The organism is Paraburkholderia sp. BL10I2N1 (assembly GCF_004361815.1).
GTDB lineage: Bacteria > Pseudomonadota > Gammaproteobacteria > Burkholderiales > Burkholderiaceae > Paraburkholderia.
This window is the reverse complement of sequence record NZ_SNWA01000002.1, coordinates 50,255-67,331: the sequence shown is the minus strand read 5'-3', so window position 1 is coordinate 67,331 and position 17,077 is coordinate 50,255. Positions and strand designations below refer to the sequence as shown.

At 62.0% G+C, this 17,077-nt stretch carries 14 protein-coding genes and 1 pseudogene; 4 read left to right on the top strand and 11 right to left on the bottom strand.

The genetic code is table 11. The features are described 5' to 3' along the window. Positions 1–49 precede the first annotated feature (49 nt). Positions 50–1,270: an aminotransferase class V-fold PLP-dependent enzyme gene (locus tag B0G77_RS22180; protein ID WP_133664288.1), complete on the bottom strand. Its 1,221-nt coding sequence runs from the start codon at positions 1,268–1,270 to the stop codon at positions 50–52. 158 nt (positions 1,271–1,428) lie between these two features. Here B0G77_RS22180 and B0G77_RS22175 point away from each other — a divergent pair, with 158 nt between their 5' ends. Both B0G77_RS22175 and B0G77_RS22170 read left to right on the top strand, forming a co-directional pair. Beyond that, a complete protein-coding gene (locus B0G77_RS22175) occupies positions 1,429–2,154 on the top strand; it encodes a GntR family transcriptional regulator (RefSeq protein WP_133664287.1) in 726 nt (241 codons plus the stop codon). Positions 2,155–2,184: 30 nt separating this feature from the next. Next, entirely contained in the window at positions 2,185–2,388 is a 204-nt protein-coding gene (locus B0G77_RS22170) for a hypothetical protein (RefSeq protein WP_133664286.1), read from the top strand. A gap of 54 nt (positions 2,389–2,442) precedes the next feature. Here the strand turns inward: B0G77_RS22170 and B0G77_RS22165 are convergent, their stop codons facing one another. From B0G77_RS22165 to B0G77_RS22125, 9 genes are all read right to left on the bottom strand, one after another. Further along, on the bottom strand, positions 2,443–3,567 hold the full coding sequence (locus tag B0G77_RS22165; protein WP_133664285.1) for an asparaginase: 1,125 nt from the start codon (positions 3,565–3,567) through the stop codon (positions 2,443–2,445). A gap of 92 nt (positions 3,568–3,659) precedes the next feature. After that, positions 3,660–6,107: a transglycosylase domain-containing protein gene (locus B0G77_RS22160; protein WP_243751378.1), complete on the bottom strand. Its 2,448-nt coding sequence runs from the start codon at positions 6,105–6,107 to the stop codon at positions 3,660–3,662. Positions 6,108–6,309: 202 nt separating this feature from the next. Next, positions 6,310–7,707, bottom strand: coding sequence for an alpha,alpha-trehalose-phosphate synthase (UDP-forming) (otsA, locus tag B0G77_RS22155; RefSeq protein ID WP_133664284.1), 1,398 nt, complete (start codon positions 7,705–7,707; stop codon positions 6,310–6,312). A gap of 111 nt (positions 7,708–7,818) precedes the next feature. After that, the gene (locus tag B0G77_RS22150) at positions 7,819–7,962 is read right to left on the bottom strand and encodes a hypothetical protein (protein WP_208116480.1); all 144 of its coding nucleotides are present in this window, start codon (positions 7,960–7,962) and stop codon (positions 7,819–7,821) included. A gap of 707 nt (positions 7,963–8,669) precedes the next feature. After that, on the bottom strand, positions 8,670–10,817 hold the full coding sequence (locus B0G77_RS22145) for a molybdopterin-dependent oxidoreductase (RefSeq protein ID WP_133664283.1): 2,148 nt from the start codon (positions 10,815–10,817) through the stop codon (positions 8,670–8,672). A 709-nt stretch (positions 10,818–11,526) separates the two neighbouring features. Further along, on the bottom strand, positions 11,527–11,751 hold the full coding sequence (locus B0G77_RS22140; protein WP_133664282.1) for a hypothetical protein: 225 nt from the start codon (positions 11,749–11,751) through the stop codon (positions 11,527–11,529). A 279-nt stretch (positions 11,752–12,030) separates the two neighbouring features. Further along, complete coding sequence (locus tag B0G77_RS22135) at positions 12,031–12,234, bottom strand: cold-shock protein (RefSeq protein ID WP_008919208.1); 204 nt, start codon at positions 12,232–12,234, stop codon at positions 12,031–12,033. Positions 12,235–12,702: 468 nt separating this feature from the next. Further along, a complete protein-coding gene (locus B0G77_RS22130; RefSeq protein WP_133664281.1) occupies positions 12,703–13,017 on the bottom strand; it encodes a YdhR family protein in 315 nt (104 codons plus the stop codon). 702 nt (positions 13,018–13,719) lie between these two features. After that, complete coding sequence (locus tag B0G77_RS22125) at positions 13,720–14,181, bottom strand: Lrp/AsnC family transcriptional regulator (RefSeq protein ID WP_133664280.1); 462 nt, start codon at positions 14,179–14,181, stop codon at positions 13,720–13,722. 126 nt (positions 14,182–14,307) lie between these two features. Here B0G77_RS22125 and B0G77_RS22120 point away from each other — a divergent pair, with 126 nt between their 5' ends. Further along, complete coding sequence (locus tag B0G77_RS22120; protein WP_133664279.1) at positions 14,308–14,937, top strand: LysE family translocator; 630 nt, start codon at positions 14,308–14,310, stop codon at positions 14,935–14,937. A gap of 358 nt (positions 14,938–15,295) precedes the next feature. Next, positions 15,296–16,274, top strand: a pseudogene (locus B0G77_RS22115) (IS110 family transposase). 116 nt (positions 16,275–16,390) lie between these two features. Here B0G77_RS22115 and B0G77_RS22110 read toward each other — a convergent pair. Beyond that, positions 16,391–16,744 (bottom strand): cupin domain-containing protein, encoded by a 354-nt coding sequence (locus B0G77_RS22110; protein WP_243751377.1) that lies wholly within the window; start codon positions 16,742–16,744, stop codon positions 16,391–16,393. Positions 16,745–17,077: the final 333 nt, after the last annotated feature.

Here is a 17,077-nt window from a genome sequence, read left to right as displayed (position 1 = left end):
GTGTGCGCGGACAAGCGCTTGCCGGGCGTGACCCGATCAACCGCGACGGTCACGCCGCGGCCTTCAGCGATGCGGTTTTCGCCTGCGCAGTCAGCCAGGCCATGGCCTCCGGCAACCCGCTTGCCGCAAGCGGCACGCCCGCCAGTTGCAGCCCCATCTCGCAGCCGGCGAGCGTCGCGAGCAACGTCAGGTCATTGCAGTCGCCGAGGTGACCGATGCGGAACATGCGCCCTTTCATCTTGCCGAGGCCCGTGCCAAGCGACATGTCGAAGCGCTCGTAGATCACCTTGCGCACCGCGTCGGCATCGATCCCCTCGGGCATCATCACGCCGGTCAGCACCGGGCTGTAGACGTCAGGATCGGCGCACTGGATCTCGAGCCCCCAGGCACGCACCGCGCGACGGCACGCTTCGGCCAGACGCTCGTGGCGCGCGAACACGTTATCGAGGCCCTCGTCGAGAATCATGTCCAGTGCTTCGGACAGGCCATACAGCAGGTTCGTGTTCGGCGTGTAAGGCCAGTAGCCGGTCTTGTTCATCTCGATGATTTCGCCCCATGCCCAGAAGCTGCGCGGCAACCTGGCATGCGCACTCGCGGCAAGCGCCTTCTGCGAAATCGCGTTGAAACTGATGCCCGGCGGCAGCATCAACCCCTTCTGGGAGCCCGACACGGTGACATCCACGCCCCACTCGTCGTGCCGGTAATCGGCGCACGCAAGGCCAGAGATCGTGTCGACGAGAAACAGCGCCGGGTGACCCGCCGCATCGATCGCGCGCCGCACCGCTGCGATATCCGATGTCACGCCCGTCGAGGTTTCGTTGTGCACGACGCACACCGCCTTGATCGTGTGCTGTGTGTCGGCACGCAGGCGCGCTTCGATCATCTGTGGCTGGACGCCGCGCCGCCATCCCTCGATGCCCGGCAGGCCGAGAAACTCCGGCTTCAGGCCGAGGCTCTCAGCCATCTTCTTCCAGAGCGTCGCAAAGTGACCCGTCTCGAACATCAGCACCGTATCGCCCGGGCTCAGCGTATTGGACAGCGCGGCTTCCCACGCGCCAGTGCCCGACGCCGGGTAGATCACCACCGGCTGCTGTGTCTTGAAGAACTTCTTGATGCCGTCGATCACCTTCAGTCCTAACGCGCCGAACTCTGGCCCGCGATGGTCGATCGTCGGATAACTCATCGCCCTCAGGATGCGGTCAGGCACCGGGCTCGGCCCGGGAATCTGCAGGAAGTGCCGGCCGGCGGGATGAAAGTCTAACTTGAGCATGCGAATTCTCCGTTTGAATTTTGCATGCAAAAAACTATATCAACCTGAACCGGCAAAATCCAAGGCAAATTAGTCGGTGTTTACCCTGTATTTTTCGATGTTCTTCGGTCAACTCACCTGCGGTAAAATGCGCTCGAACTCTTTTCGCGGATTTTTGTATGCAAAATTCGGACCTTGAATCCGGCAATAGCCTCGCGCCGCTCATGCCGAAGGTGGAGCGTCAGCGCCTTCACGACACGGTGGTCGACCACATCCGGCGGTTCATCGTCGAAGGCGTGCTCGAACCGGGCAAGAAGCTCAATGAACGCGAACTGTGCGAGACGCTCGGCATCTCGCGTACGCCGCTGCGCGAAGCGCTGAAGGTGCTCGCGGCTGAAGGCCTCATCGATATCTGGCCGAACCGCGGAGCGTCGGTATCGAAGATGTCCGAAGCGGAGTTGCGCGAGACCTTCGAACTGATGAGCGGGCTGGAGGCGTTTTCAGGCGAACTTGCGTGCGAGCGGATCACGCCTGCGGAGATCGCGGAGATCAAGGCGCTGCATTACGCGATGCTCGCCTGCCGCGCGCAGAACGACCTCGCGGGCTACTACAGCCGCAATCAGGCGATACACGACAAGATCAACGAGGCGGCACGCAATTCGGTACTGCGGCAGATGTATGTCGCGGTGAACCGGCGCCTGCAGGCGCTGCGCTTCCGTTCGAACTTCCAGATCCCGAAGTGGGACCGCGCGATTCATGATCACGACGAGATGCTGAAAGCGCTCGACGATCGTGACGGCAAGCGCCTCAGCGCCATCCTTCGGCAGCACCTGCTGGACAAGCGCGATGCGGTGCTTCAGGTGCAGTCGCGGGAAGAGGCCTCAGGTTCGACCCTGAAGGCCTGAATGGTGGGAGAAAGGTAAGGCGCGCCCGCGATGGTCGAATTCGGCATGGGCGTGGCGCTCGTGCCGTACACGCTGCGGCAGGCCGGCAACGAGCGGGTGTGCTACCGGCCGCTTGCGCACAATGCGCTCGAATCGCAGGTATTGCTGCTGCGTCGCGCCGGCGAAGTCGAGCCGATCGTCGGGCGCTTTGCCGACTATCTCGGAGAGGCAGCGCGCAGCTTCAGGTTCGAATAGATGCAGGCTGCGTCGTCCCGCCGGCCCGGGAAGGAACGGGTCGGCGCCCCGTCTTTATTGACGCTGCGGCTCGAGCGTGAGCGAACAGGACAGGTGTCCGGTTTCAATGCCCATCGTGTTGAGCATCCGTGGCGAGCGGTACGCTTCGAGCCGCGCGCGCTGCTCCGCTGTTCCGATGTCCAGTTGCGCGAGCAGTTCGGCGACGATCGCGTACAGGACCGTCGGGTTGCCGTCCTCGACCTTCACCGCTATGCCGAGTGCGCCGCGGGAGCCGAGCTTCGCAGTCTGATCCGAAGCGCGGACACCGATCGCGTAGCTCGCCTCAGCGCCGACTTTCCCGACAAGGCCACCATTGAAGGCCTGCATCAAGGCGGTACAGAAACGTCCTTCGCCCCCGACGAGTTCAGGCCAGCCCGTCATCGCGCGATAGATTCGCGCGAGCGCGGCCGTTCGCGGCGAGACAGCGACTGCGGAGCGAGCGGTGGCATCGGTGGCATCGGTGGCATCGGTGGCATCGGTGGCATCGGCGAGCTTCGCGAACAGACGCGCGAGGCGGTCGAGCGGGAACGCGGGCGTCGGCAGATTGCAACCGTCGATGGACCACTGCACGCCATCGTCGGGAAGATCGCAGACCTCGGCGACCGTGTGTTTCACCCTGACCTGCAGTGGGTGGTCGGGAAGCTGATAGTCCCTTATCGCCGCGCCGATCGCCTGTGCGCCGGCCAGCATGCCGACGTGCTTGCCGGAACAGTTGCTGCATACGGCATCGGGGACGAAATCGCGCTGGATCCACGACCGGTAGACCGCTTCCGACAGCGGCGGATGGCCGCCGCAGCGCATGTCGACCGCGCTTGCGTGAACTTTCGCCAGCATCTGCCGGGTGCGCTCGATGTGCCTTTCCTCGCTGTTGTGCGAGGCGCACATCAGCGCGAGGTCGGCTTCGTCCAACCCAAAACGCTCGAGCGCCCCGGTCTCGATGACGGCGAGCGCCTGGGCGGGCTTCGCCGCGGATCGGGCGAGCGTCACGCGTGAAGGATTGCCAAACGCGTACAGCAGCCGTCCATCGGCATCGACGACGGCGACATGCGCAACGTGGGTGTTTTCGACCGCATCGCCGCGATAGACGGTGGCGGCGACTCTCCTGTCAGGTTCAACAGACCCGGCTTCGAGTGACGTCATATCCATCCTCCTGAATCAGCCGCTGGAATGCCAGGCATTTTACGCACATCTGTTGTGCAGTGGATCAACGCTAGCCGACCGCCTTGCAAGGTTCAGTTGCCACCCGGCGGAGCCACACCCGAGGTAGCCGGCGCGGTGGCCTGAGGGCTCTGCGTCACCCCCGTATCCGCCGACGGCGCATCCGGCGTAGGTGTCGGCGCCGAAGCCGGTTCGCCTTCGGGGAACCCGCCGCCATTCTGCGGGGCGGCTGGCGCTTTCGGCGGCAACACCGGCAAAAGCGGCGGCTCAGCCAGTACCGGCGCACTGGCGGCCGGTGGCTGGACATCGGTTCGCGGCTGGATATCGGCAGGCGGTGTCGACGGACGACGCGGCACGCGGCGGGCTTCAGCCGATGGTTGAGGCTTCGGCGCCGGCGCGAACAGTTGCTGGAACCACGTGTGAACCTTTTCAGGCAGCAGGTCCAGCAGGCCCTTCTTCTCTTCCTTCACAAAGCGCACACGCGGATCGACGAGCCGCGATCTTAGTGATCGCTGGAAGAAATCTCCAACGATCGGCAATGCGCTGTGCGCGCCCTGCCCCCAGTAGTCGCTGCGCAGCGTGACCCGGCTGTCGTTGAAGCCCACCCACGCCCCCGCCACGAGTTGCGGATGCATCATGATGAACCAGCCGTCGGCGTTGTCCTGGGTCGTGCCGGTCTTGCCGGCCACATCGGCGCGGATGCCGAACCGGCTGCGAATGCTCGACCCCGTGCCACGGTTGATCACGTCGCGCATCACATCCTGCAGCGTGTGGGCCGCGTCGACCGACAGCGCCTGCTCGGGTGACTGCGGCGCGAACTCCGCCAGCACGTTGCGGTTGCGATCCTCGATGCGCGTCACCATCACCGGCTCGATATACGCGCCATTGTTGGCAATCGTGCCGTACGCCGACACCATTTCCTTCAGCGTGACAGGGCTCGTGCCCAATGCCAGCGAAGGCACGGGGTCCAGCTTGCTGTCCCTCACGCCCATGGCGCGGGCCACACGCGCCACCTTGGCGGGCCCGAGTGTCTGCATCAGCTGGGCCGTGATCCGGTTGCGCGAATACGCGAGCGCGTCGCGCAGGCTGATCGGGCGCCCGCTGGGTTCGTCTTCGTCAGTGGGCCGCCAGATCTCGCCACCGGCCAGCTGGATTTCCACCGGCTTGTCGTCGAAGGTATCCCCGGGCTTGTTACCCTGCTCGAACGCCGCGCCGTAGACGAAGGGCTTGAACGTCGAGCCCGGCTGGCGGCGCGCCTGCTGCACGTGATCGAACGGATCCACGCTGAAGTCGCGACTGCCTACCCAGGCCTTGATCTGGCCGCTGCGCGGGTCCAGCGCCATGAAATCGGCCTGGACCCGGGTTTTGTCCGCACAGAGCTGCTGGATGAAGTCCCGATCCGACGCGAGCCGCTTCAGCGCGTCTTCGTCTGTCAGGCCGGAATCTCTTGCCGCGCGATAGTCCGGCGTCTCGCGCATGAAAGTCCGGAACAGGTCCTTGTCGCCGGAACAGGCCGAACGCGTTCCCCATGCAGCGTTCGCAATCGACTGCAACTGGTTGCCCTGCAACACCACCGCCTGGGTCGCCATCGCCTGCAGGCGGGAATCGATCGTGGTGCTCACCACGAGACCGTCCGAATAGATGTTGTAGTCGTTGCGATCGGCCCATGCGATAAGCCACTTGCGCAGTTGCTGCGAGAAGTGGGGTGCAGGTCCCTGCGGCTCGGTCTGCCGCTCGAAATCGACGCGCAACGGGCGCCGCTTCAGCGATTCAAACGTCGCCTCATTCAGCTTGCCGTATTTGACCATCTGCTCGAGCACGGTATTGCGCCGCTGCAACGCCCGCTCGGGATTGATTACCGGGTTGTAGTAGCTGTTGCCTTTGAGCATGCCCGTGAGCGTCGCGCTCTCCAGCACGGTCAATTGATCGGCGGATTTGTCGAAATAGGTGCGCGCCGCCATCTCGATGCCGTATGCGTTGTACAGGAACGGTACGGTATTGAGGTAGGTTTCGAGAATCTCTTCCTTGCTATAGACAGCCTCGATCTTGAGCGCCGTGATGGCTTCCTTGATCTTTCGTGTGAGCGTCGGCGCGCGGCCGATTTCGTCGGGATACAGGTTGCGGGCAAGCTGCTGCGTGATCGTCGAGCCACCCTGGCGCTCACCTGAGAACGTATGCAGCGCGGCCGATGCCGTGCGCCGCCAGTCAAGGCCGTAGTGCTGATAAAAGCGGTGGTCTTCGGTGGAGATCAGGGCATCGACCACGTGCGGCGAGATGTCGGCAAGCTTGACCCACTCGCGGTTGCTGGGCTTGAACTCGGCGAGCAGCTTGCCGTCCGCCGACAGTACCTGCGCGGGCTGCTCCACCTTGGCCTTGCGGATATCGCCAATGCTCGGCGTGAACGGAATCAGGATCAGCACGTACAGCAGGACGATGGCCGGCACGGCGGCCAGCGCGATCGCCACGCCACGCCACGTGGGATGCCTCAGCCGGCGCAGCGCTTCGACGCCGAAGGGCCTCACGCGGGCGAGCAGTTCCTTGCAATAGTCACGGACAACGGACAGATCTGGGCGCTTCACACTGACACACCATCGGCGGGAAAAGGCTGCATCCTACCAAAATGGCCAAGGCATCAATATGTTGCGGGAGGCAAACCCGTGCCCAGCCCCGGCCAGACGCTGCCATCCGCGAGCCGCGCGCCGAGTCTGTCGTCGTACGAATCCCTCAAACCCGCTCGTCCTGCGGCGCCTCTGCCAGCGCATCCAGAAAGCTCCTGGACCACCAATGCACGTCCTGCTCGCGAATCCGCTTCATCAGCGCCGCGTGGCGATTGATCCGTTCCTCCTGCGGCATCGTCAGCGCACGCTGGATCGCGTGGGCCGTGCCCTGTGCATCGTAGGGGTTGACCAGCAGCGCCTCTTTCAACTGTTCCGCCGCGCCCGCGAAACGCGACAGCACCAGCATGCCGGGATCCGCCGGATCCTGTGCCGCGACAAATTCCTTGGCGACGAGATTCATCCCGTCGCGCAGGGGTGTCACGAGCGCCACGCGGCTCGCGCGGTACAGCCCCGGCAAGCGCTTCCGGGCGACGTTGCGATGAATGTAGCGGACCGGCATCCAGTCCAGTTCGCCGTAATCGCCGTTGATCGCACCGCACAGGCTGTCCATCTGGCGGCGCAGATCGTCATACGCCCCTACGCTTTCGCGGCTCGGCGAGGCAATCTGGATCCACGTCGCGCTATCGCGGTTCTCTGGGTAGTGAGCGAGCAGTTCCCGAAACGCGTGCACGCGCTGCGGCAGCCCCTTCGAGTAATCGAGGCGATCTACGCCTACCAGCAGACGCCGCCGCGAGTATTCTTCGCGCATCCGCGCGAACATGTCACGCCCTTCCTTTGTATTGGCGAGCCCGACGAACTCGTCGACGTCGATACCAATCGGATAGGCGTCGACCTGTAGCGTACGGTTGAATGCACGCAGCCGTCGCGGGCCAATCGGCATCGCATGCGCCTCGGATTCGACGTAATGCCTGAAGTGCCCGAGATCCACGTGACCCTGAAAGCCCACCAGATCGTAGGCAAACAACGAGCGCATCAGCCATTCATGCTCGGGAATGGCTGCCATGATCATCGGCGGAGGCATCGGGATATGCAGGAAGAAGCCGATCCGGTTGCCGCATCCCATCGCCCGCAACTCCGCTGCGAGCGGAATCAGATGGTAGTCGTGCACCCAGATCAGATCGTCGGGCTTGAGCAGAGGCAGGAGCTTGTGCGCGAACAACTGGTTCACGCGCCGGTATCCGGCCGCGAAGCGGGTATCGAAGTCCGCGAGATCGAGCCGGTAGTGAAATACCGGCCACAGTACGCCGTTCGCATAGCCCAGATAGTATGTGTCGTGGTCGTGCTGGGTCAGGTCAACCGTAGCGAGACTGACATTGCCGAACGTTTGTAAATGAACGCCGCTCTGCCCGTCCATGCCGTTCGGATCGCTCCGGATTTTTCCGCTCCAGCCGAACCACAGGCCACCTGTACGCTGCAGACTTTCCCGCACCGCCACCGCCAGTCCGCCGGCTGCAGTCTTGCGCGGATCCGCCGTACGATTTGAAACAACAACGAGACGACTCATGCGATCTCCATGTTCTTCTTCCCAGAACATGTCTTCCTGCGGTCAAAATGTCAATATCATCGTACATTTTGCAGCACTGCCGGATCGGGTTGTAAAAGTTCACGCGTACCGTCACTCCCGCCTGTAAGCCTCCTCCAGCACGTTGATGTCGAGCTTGATCATCTTCATCATCGCCTTCAGCACCCGCTTTGCCTTCGCGGCATCCTTGTCCTGCAGCATCCGGGCGAGCGCCTTGGAAACGATCTGCCACGTCACGCCGAAGCGGTCCTTGAACGTGGGGTCTGAGGTGCAGTGGAACGGAAAACCGGGTTAAGGCTTTTGGCAAGACAGCAATCCAGAGCCAGGACGGGTACACGTCAATTGGCTAGCCTGAAACCAGCTAGCCAATAACGCCGAGATCCGATGTTAATTGGCTACCGCCTATTTGGCTATGTCTCTTGGCTGTCGGGATCCGAGGCGAGACGCAAGTTGGGGCGCCGCAAAGCGGGGCGATAAACCACGACCGTAGCCACGCGCGGCGACTGAGGAGATCGCGACCTGCCGGTTCGAATGGCGCTCATCGGCCCGTTACGGCCACTCGCAGCAGCAGCGCGAGGGTCCGGACATGAGCTTAGTCCAGCCGATCGCGTGCGTTGTCCAACCACGCCGCGAGGTGCCCGTCAGCATTGACTCGTCGCTTTTCCAATCCTCATCATCGTTCGTGCCAGCCAATGTCGTGCAACACTGCTCATGAACTGCATATGCTGCCCGGCGGCTTCTATCGCATCCGCCACTCCGGTCTGCTTGCCAACCCGGTGCGGGGGGCGAATCTCGCGAAGGTGCGCGAGCCGCTGGACGTGGTGGTGGCGTCGTGTCTTTCGTTCGCTCGCCAGATTTCGGGCAAGGCAGGACGGCCGGTTAGCCCATCGTCGTGCTCGAAGACAAACCGTTCGATTCGTACGGTGAGTTCTCTCTCTTGCGATTCAGTCTACAGCTTCGATGCGTACAGGCACCGCACTCATTACCGGCATGGCGTTGATCGGATCAAGGCCGCCTGTAGTGCTGAGCAACTGGTTGGGATTGGCGCCGGCATAGGTTTCGGGCTCCTCGTCGGGCATCGGTCCCCAGCCGTGCGGAATGGACACGACGCCGCGGCGTAGTGCGGGGTCCGCTGCGACGATAGCCCGGATGCGCCCGTGCGGCGAAACGATGGTCACGCACTGGCTTTCGGTCAGTCCTTGAGCAGCCAGGTCGTCGGGATGCACGAATGCCGGATTGAACGACATGCGTCGGCGAACCGCGGGCAGGTGGTGGTACATGGTGTTCTGCACGTCGCGCACGCGCCGCACCGCCAGGCGATGCGTGAACCTCGGCGGCGCCCCCGGTTCGCTCGGTACGTACGCCAGTTCGCGCTCGACGTCGTCCGGCATCACGTCGAAGCGCGCGGTATTCGCCGGCTCGCCGGGCTGCACGATCATCGGTTCGACCTCGAAGATTTTCCCTTGTGGGTACAGCTTCAGTTCCTCAAATGAAACCGAACCGTGGCGAACCAGGATCGCAAGCAGCTCGTCGGTGGTCGGAGCTGCGTGCATATCGAGGGGAACGCCATCGAACACGATGGTCTTGCCCACGCGCCGCGCCAGATCCCAGAACACGAACCAGTCGTCCGCGACTTCGGAACCCTCCGGCGGCGTCGCCACGGCCGCCGAGTATTGCGCGTAAGGCTGGAACATGATGTAGGACTCGTAGTCGCGCGAATGCAGGTCGGCGCGCTCGAACATCAGCTTCGGCGGAATCACGTAGTGCGCGAGCCGCGCAGTGTTGGTCATGAATGGCTCGATGCATACCAGCAGTTGCAGCTGGCGCAGTGCGTCGGCGATGCGGCGCTGGTCGGGCACGGCATCGACTGGATTGCCGCCGTCGACCAGCAGCGCGCGGATCTGGCCGGCGCCGGGCGTAGTGATTTCCTGGGCCAGTATGCCGCTCATCTTCTGGCCGAACAGCATGCCATAGCCGCCGACACGGCTCTTCCAGCCGGATTCCCAGGAACGGTGCGGCGGAATCACTTCGGCGCGGCGCTGGTAGCGTGGGGCGACCACGCCGGGATTCGGTACCGGGTCGCCGGGCCGAGCAAAGCGGCCACACACGACGTTGAGGCATTCGAGCAGATGCTCGGCCAGATTGGAGTGCGGCGCCATGTTGGGCCCGGTTCCCGACGCGGCCGAGCCACGCTTGCGGCGCAGGCCGCCGGCCTCCCGGATGGGTTCCGCGAAGGCCGCGGCGGCGGCTTCGAGCCCTTCAACGCTCACGCCGGCGCGCTGCGCGACGTATTCCGGCGTGAACGGCTCGACCGCGCGCACCAGTCGTCGCAGGTCCTTGACGTAGCGCGCGCAGAATCCGGCGTCATGCCAGCCGCGATACAGAATGATGCGCAGCAGGCCGGCCAGGACGGTCGGATCCTCACCCGGCAGCGGCTGCAGGAAGACATCGGCGTGGCGGGCGGTCTCCGTCTCGCGTGGATCAATCACGACCAGCTTCAGGCCGCGTTCCTTCGCTTCGTGGAGCTGCCTGACCGGATTCTGCAACGCAAAGTTGAATGTGGATAGCGACACCAGCGGATTGGTGCCGACGAATAACAGCACGTCGGCGAGCGCGTACGGATCTTTGCCGGCAGCCCAGCCGCCCAGGCGCTCAAATGCCACCCATTTGGCCGACTGGTCGATCGTCATTGTGGAGAAAAACGAATTCGACCCCAGCGCCGCGAGGAAGGCGGGCAACATATGATTCGCGGCAAGGTTCGAATAGTTCATGGTGCCGCGAAAGGCTGCGACCGCATCTGCGCCGTGGCGCTCGATCAGCGCCTGGAGTTGCGCCGCGATCTCGGCCAGCATCACGTCAAGCGGCATCTGCACGAAACTGCCATCGGGCTGCCGCTTCAGCGGGTGCAGGAGGCGCTCGGCGCTGTTGTGCGCCTCATGCAGATGCGCGCCCTTGATGCAGGCGTAGCCGCGCGTGAGCGGATTGTCGCGGTCGCCGCGCGCAGCGACGACACGTCCGGCGTCGTCCATGGTCAAGCGCAGCGAACAGTTGCCGGCGCAGATGCGGCAGGCGGTGACGGCTTCCCGTGGCATGGCGAGCTCCTCCTATAGCGTGGCCCACACCCCGTAATCACCCACAACTTTCGGCGCAGAGGTTAAAGGCGAACCGGATACCTGTGAGATGACAGAGCACCCGCGTATGACTAGCGCGCTAGACAACTGCCAGACTGCGCCGCACATTCACAAAGATAAACGACGTGCATGATTTAAGCAACATAGCCGGCCTCGCGCATACTTGAATGCGACCTCGCGGCTGGCGCCTTGTTCGCGGTGGTCGCCCCGATAAGCCAACCGCCCCTCCTTGCTTTCGGTGACAGGCCTAGGGACTTACCGTAACGAGTCGTGGTTGCATCCAGTGTATGTAGCCTGCCTGAACAGGCGTTACTTCGGGAAGCACGTGTCTTACAGATTTTCGTGACCGCTTTTGAAGCCAAAGGCGACGGTCGATCCGAAGCAATGATTGGCGGGATTTGGCCGCACAGTGACCGATGGGTGATCGCCGTCCGGCCGCGCCTGCGTTCACACTTCGGTCTGCTCTGCCATCTCAAGTGTGTCGTCGACTTCGATGCCGAGTTAGCGTAGCTTGCCGAAGACGTCGATAGGGAAAATCCAGAAGTTCGAACTGAGCGCGCGGGTCAAATCAGAAGGTAACGAATCGATCGCGCGTGATGTCTGGGCGCGCTTTGTTGTGTGCGCCCTGGTGCCTCAGGTGCGTCGGGTGTCTCGAACTGGGGCGTCGCCTTTAACCGCGCGTGTCGACCCAGTTGCGTGCCCAGCGTGTCGAGTGCTGCAGCGCCTGCTCTTCACTCGTGAAGTAATCGAGCGAATAGAACTGATAGCGGCCTTCGGCGCGCGCGCTATCGGTGCGTTCGAGCAGCAGGTTGGATGAAAAACTACCGTCGGGCAAACGATGCGCCGAGGGTTGGACGGCATAGCCATTGTATTGTTGAGTTTGTTTGTTCTGCATTTTAATTTTAATGATGTTCGAGTGCGCGCGTGCCGTGCGAAATGTGCACGGGTGCGCCGATTCAAAGCCATTGCAAGCCGAATCTGAAGCAGTCGGAAAGCGAAAAAATGGCGGTGAAGCCAGAGGGGAGAATTAGGCGCAACGAGGCGTATGGCGCTTGGCAAGCTGCTGAATAAACAGATGCAGCTAAGAGCGATCGCGCCAACTTTGGGAGACAAAGCTCCGCGAGGGTGTCGCAGCAACCCGGTCTCCGTCGCGGGAGGCCGGGCCCTTCAAACTTTACAGCGGCTTGATGTTAGCCGCTTGCAGACCCTTCGGGCCTTGCTTCGTTTCGAAGCTCACTTTCTGATTTTCAGCCAGCGTCTTGAAGCCGTCGCCCCTGATTTCGGAGAAGTGAGCGAACAGGTCGTCGCCGCCCTTGTCCGGGGTGATGAAGCCAAAGCCTTTGCTGTCGTTGAACCACTTAACGGTACCGGTATCCATGAAGAATCCTTGAGGAAAAAATACGAAGATTTGCTCCGTTAAAGAGCGCGTGAAGCGTCAAGGAGGGAGAGGACAACGAATACCGCTGAGGAGCGAGCAATTGATGAACAGCAATCGAACTTCTTGAACTTCAAATGAAACGGTAACTGCCGGGTAGTACCAGCGTCAATACTTATCTTGTAACTGTTTCACTAGGCGGTCCGTTTTGCGGACGAAGCGATGCGGCCCTGCCTGGCTGCGCGCCCTACCTGGCATGGCGCGCAGGTCAGACAGAGCCTTATGCGGTCGGCTCTGGCCGACCCGTTTAGGCTGCTCGCAGCAACGGCGCGAACGTCTGGTCATGAGTTTCATCCAGTCGATCGCCTGCGTCGTCCATACACGTCGCTAGATGCGGGTCGTACGAGTTTGCAGCGCCTGGATGCAAATGGATATTCGATTGCGCTCCGCTTGGCCGGTCCCCGCGGCCGATCAGCCGAGCCCGCCTGCCTGGCCGCTCGCCTTGTCGGTCAGCGCGACGGTCTCGTAATAGCTGATTGTCGGCTCCGTGCCGTAGCGGGCGCGGATTCCGGCGAGCCATTCGCCGGAATAGAAGCGTTCGGCCGCCTCCTGGCTTTCCCACATATAGACGCCGCCCGCGACCTTGCCGTCGCGGGCACAGATGAACTGCTTGCGCAGGAAGCCGGGAATCTTGAGGAAATCCGGGGCGATCTTCGTGAAGTGAGTGCGGCACTCCTGAAGGCCGATGTCCGGCGGCAGGTCATAGAGGACGATGGCAGTGATCATGGGTGTTTCCGTGGGTCGACGGGCCGTTGACTTGCTGCACGCCCGGGCGTTCACGGGCGCGCGCCAGGATAGCCTCCCGGACGGTCAGGCTCCTGGAAGCAAGCCGGCGGGTCGGCAAGATGCGTCTGCGCTTCTCATTACCGTCTCCTGTTGTTGATCCTACGCCGAAGTTACGGCACGACACAATTGCCCGACCTGTAGACGACGCGGCACATGTCGGCGTCGGGAAAGACGGCGGTTTAGGATAAGTCCGCGACGGTCTTGAAATGCGCGGGCAGTCCGGATTATTAGTCCGAGTCCCGCCGAGACGGACAAGCGGTATGCACTATCTGCCGCAATTCGCTATCTCTGAAATGTGAATGGCCGGTATGGGCCGACGAGCGGAGATTTGGTGGCACTGGGCGAACGTCCCTTCCTGGCCGATCACTGCCTTATGCAATCGGCATATGCACCCCGACCCTCGCAATGCTGCGAGCGGCAGAACTCGACCCTCTTCTGCCGTTCACGCGAGATTCGCGACCGACCGCTTCCCGAAGAGATTGAGACGTCGAAAAATCGCCGCAACTGTAGGTCACGTAAACGCGGTACCGATCGTGCGAATCCGCCGGGCGCACCGCGACCATCTCGTAGCGAGGTGTCCGTTTTCGCGGGAAAAGCCTACCAGCCGCGAACTGGTCGCTCTCAGGCAGCGGGCCAAGACGCTCAAAGCAAAGGCAGACCAACATCTCGCTTGACCTCGCGCATCGAAAACGTGGACTCGACCGACGTAACGCCGGGTAACGTGCGCAGCACGTCGCGCATGAACACGCCATAGTCGTCCATGTCCCGCGCGACGACCTGCAACAGATAGTCGGCGCTACCCGACACGTTGTGGCACGACACGACGCGCGGAATCGCCTGGATTTCCCGTTCGAACCGGTCAGACAGTTCACGCGCGTGCACACCAAAACGCACGTACGCAAACGCCAGCACGCCCAACCCGAGCGCGGTCCGGGACAGCAGCGTCCGATAGCTGTCGATGTACCCTTCTGCCTCGAGCCGCCTGAGCCGGCGAGCGCACGGGGTTTCAGTGAGGCTGACAGCCTCAGCCAGGTTCGCAATACTGGCGCGCCCGTCTTTCTGCAGCGCCAGCAGGAGGGCGCGGTCGGTCTTGTCGAGGTCCATGGGCAGGCTCCGGAGGTTTACGAATGTTAGTGCATTCCTCCACGAAAAGTCCGAGGCGAGCCGAAAATTGCCGGAAACGCCTATTGCAGTGGCGGGAAGATGGAGTCTCCACACGAGGAGTTCGTCATGATTTCCGTACACGTTCTGCTTACCTTCACTGTCGCTCTCGCCATCGTCTACGCGATGCCCGGCCCCGACATGGCGCTCGTGCTTCAGACGAGCGCTGCTCGCGGTACCCGGCACGGCTTTGCGAATGCCGCGGGTCTTGCAATCGCGCGTGCGACGCACGTTACGCTCTCCGCATGCGGGGTTGCCACCCTGTTGAAGGCGTCGCCCGGACTGTACGAGATGGTGCGCATTGGAGGCGCAATGTACCTCGCCTACGTCGCAATACAGATTCTCCGCAGCCCAGGCTTTGGTTTGAAGTTCAACGCGGCGAATGCCGGCATTGAGCCCCCGCTGCGCTCCTCGGTTGCCAAAGGGATGCTCAGCAGCCTGTTGAACCCGAAGACGCTGCTGTTCTGTTCCGTGCTGTTACCCCAATTCGTCAACCCGCAGGGCGCGCCGGTCTGGTCGCAAATGGCTGAACTCGGCCTCGTCCTCGTTCTGACGGGAATTGCCTTCGACCTGGCCTGCGTGTTCGGGGCGTCGCGCCTGTCGTCCTTCCTGCAGCACAGCCCACGAGCGGAGCGGTTTCAACGCTGGTCCTTCGCGACGGCGCTGTTGGCTTTTGCAATCCGGATTCCGTTCGCCTAAGCAACTACGTCTGTTGGCGTGAAGTTGACCCGCGAAAACGGACACCTTGTATCTTGAAGTGCGGTTTTGAAGGTTCTCTTTTTTCGTAGTTGGAGGCTGTGGAGCTTGTGGGCGAAGGAGAGCGCGGTGGGCAACGCGCAGCGTTGTCCACGGTAAACTTTCCGGTGCGCCGCAGGCGCATCGTCCACAAATCCACAGCCTTGGTTTTGTGTCGGTTTGGCAAGGCTCGTGCAGCCTGATGACACCTTGGGTTTGCAGCCCGCAGGATAGCGAATGGCGCACGAGCTGAGCCGCTCATCAAAAGCCCGAACGGTTGTTCGAAAAAAATTCGCATGTACAAGGAGGGGTAGTGACGGGCTTGCCAGATCCGAAACCGATCACCGTTGGCATTGACGTTTCCAAAGCTACGTTGGATGTAGCGATTGGCGTCAAGGCAACGCCGCTGAGTGTCTCCAACAAGACGGATGGCTTCGACACTTTGCTTGAGGAGCTGGCGCGCCACCGGGTTGCGCTGATCGTCCTCGAAGCCACAGCTGGGCCGGAAATGGCAGTAGCTTGCGTATTGCAGGCCGCCGGATATGCCGTCGCAGTGATCAATCCACGGCAGGCGCGAGACTTTGCTCGTGCGATGGGGAAACTTGCGAAGACTGATCGCATCGATGCGCGCATTCTCGCCCAGCTCGGCGAAGTGATCGAACGTCACCCCGAGCGCGAGAAATTCGTCAAGACCTTGCCGACCATCGAACAGCAAGCGCTGGCGGCAATCGTTGCGCGGCGTCGGCAATTGATCACGATGCTCGTCTCCGAGCGCAACCGGCTGGCGCTGACGCATGCCCACACCCGGAAAAGCATCGAAACCATTATCGAGGCACTGAAGGATGAAATAGCCCGTATCGAAAACGATATGGGCGGCCATATCCATTCGCACTTTGCTGACCTGTCAGCGTTGCTTCGTACCGTTAAGGGGGGTGGGCGATGCAACGATCTCAGTTGTGATTGCCGAAGTTCCCGAGCTGGGCAAACTGACGCGGCGGGAAATCAGTTCGCTGATTGGCGTCGCGCCAGTCAATCGCGATTCAGGCACGATGCGCGGCAAACGCACGATCTTTGGGGGCCGAGGCAGCGTGCGACGTGTCCTGTACATGGCTGCCCTGGTGGCGGCCCGTCACAACCCGGCGATCAGGCTGTTTTATCGCCGCCTCGTCGAGGCCGGAAAGCCAAAAAAGGTCGCGCTCGTGGCCTGCATGCGCAAACTGCTGAGCATTCTGAACGCTATGGTCAAAGCCGGCAGCCCGTGGGACGCATCGTTTCATGCGGCGGACATCAAAAATGGTTGACCTCCAAGACGGTTGCTATCCTTTTTGAGAAGGAGGTGCCGAAATGGGCAAGACTCGTACACCGTACCCGGCGAAGCGGGCACTTCCCCTGAAGGCGATTGTTGGGTGACTGCGGTTCATCGTGGTGGCGCCGGTACCAGCCCGTACCTGGACATGACACCGATAAGCTTTTCGCGGTCAGGCGGCCCGCCGGCGTTTATGATTGCTCCGACATCACGGAAATACTGAGCACCAACGTCGGGGGTAAGGATAATCAGTGCGCGGGCCGTGCCAATGTGCGGGTTGCTAAAGTGATGGACTGATCCGGGCGGGGTATGCATCCACTCTCCTGGCTGCAGGTCTCGGACTACCCCATTGACCGAGTACCGGAGTATGCCATCCAGCACATAGACGCACTCCTCATTTCGTGTGTGGCTATGTGGCGGCGGAACCTGCGAACCAGGAGGCACAGTCAACTCAAAAACGCCCATGCCGCCTGTCGCTGCGCCATCAATCAGGTACTGAATACTCAATCGACCTACGTTGATTGCTTCGCCTGGAGCCGCGCTAAGTGTCATTTTCAAACTCCTTCGGACTAGGGATTCTTGTCACTTCGCCAATGTCGTAGCTAACGGGCGCACCGATTGCAGCGCCTGCGGTGACCGAAGGGAACGGAGTTCAAGCGAGATTATGCGCTTGTCAGGAATGTATTTTGTCCGAGAGCAGCGACAGGCCGGTATTGGCCGAGACCCGGTCCCACAGCAAACTTCGGAGCTGAAGGCCGCAGATCGCGACCGGCGGCACCCGACCCACAACTGCCGTTC

Coding starts and splice junctions, on each gene's coding strand:
- B0G77_RS22145 (WP_133664283.1), bottom strand. CDS start 10,817: ATGCCACGGGAAGCCGTCACCGCCTGCCGCATCTGCGCCGGCAACTGT.
- B0G77_RS22175 (WP_133664287.1), top strand. CDS start 1,429: ATGCAAAATTCGGACCTTGAATCCGGCAATAGCCTCGCGCCGCTCATG.
- otsA (WP_133664284.1), bottom strand. CDS start 7,707: ATGAGTCGTCTCGTTGTTGTTTCAAATCGTACGGCGGATCCGCGCAAG.
- B0G77_RS22130 (WP_133664281.1), bottom strand. CDS start 13,017: ATGATCACTGCCATCGTCCTCTATGACCTGCCGCCGGACATCGGCCTT.
- B0G77_RS22140 (WP_133664282.1), bottom strand. CDS start 11,751: ATGCAGAACAAACAAACTCAACAATACAATGGCTATGCCGTCCAACCC.
- B0G77_RS22180 (WP_133664288.1), bottom strand. CDS start 1,270: ATGCTCAAGTTAGACTTTCATCCCGCCGGCCGGCACTTCCTGCAGATT.
- B0G77_RS22135 (WP_008919208.1), bottom strand. CDS start 12,234: ATGGATACCGGTACCGTTAAGTGGTTCAACGACAGCAAAGGCTTTGGC.
- B0G77_RS22170 (WP_133664286.1), top strand. CDS start 2,185: ATGGTCGAATTCGGCATGGGCGTGGCGCTCGTGCCGTACACGCTGCGG.
- B0G77_RS22110 (WP_243751377.1), bottom strand. CDS start 16,744: ATGGGCGTTTTTGAGTTGACTGTGCCTCCTGGTTCGCAGGTTCCGCCG.
- B0G77_RS22165 (WP_133664285.1), bottom strand. CDS start 3,567: ATGACGTCACTCGAAGCCGGGTCTGTTGAACCTGACAGGAGAGTCGCC.
- B0G77_RS22120 (WP_133664279.1), top strand. CDS start 14,308: ATGATTTCCGTACACGTTCTGCTTACCTTCACTGTCGCTCTCGCCATC.
- B0G77_RS22125 (WP_133664280.1), bottom strand. CDS start 14,181: ATGGACCTCGACAAGACCGACCGCGCCCTCCTGCTGGCGCTGCAGAAA.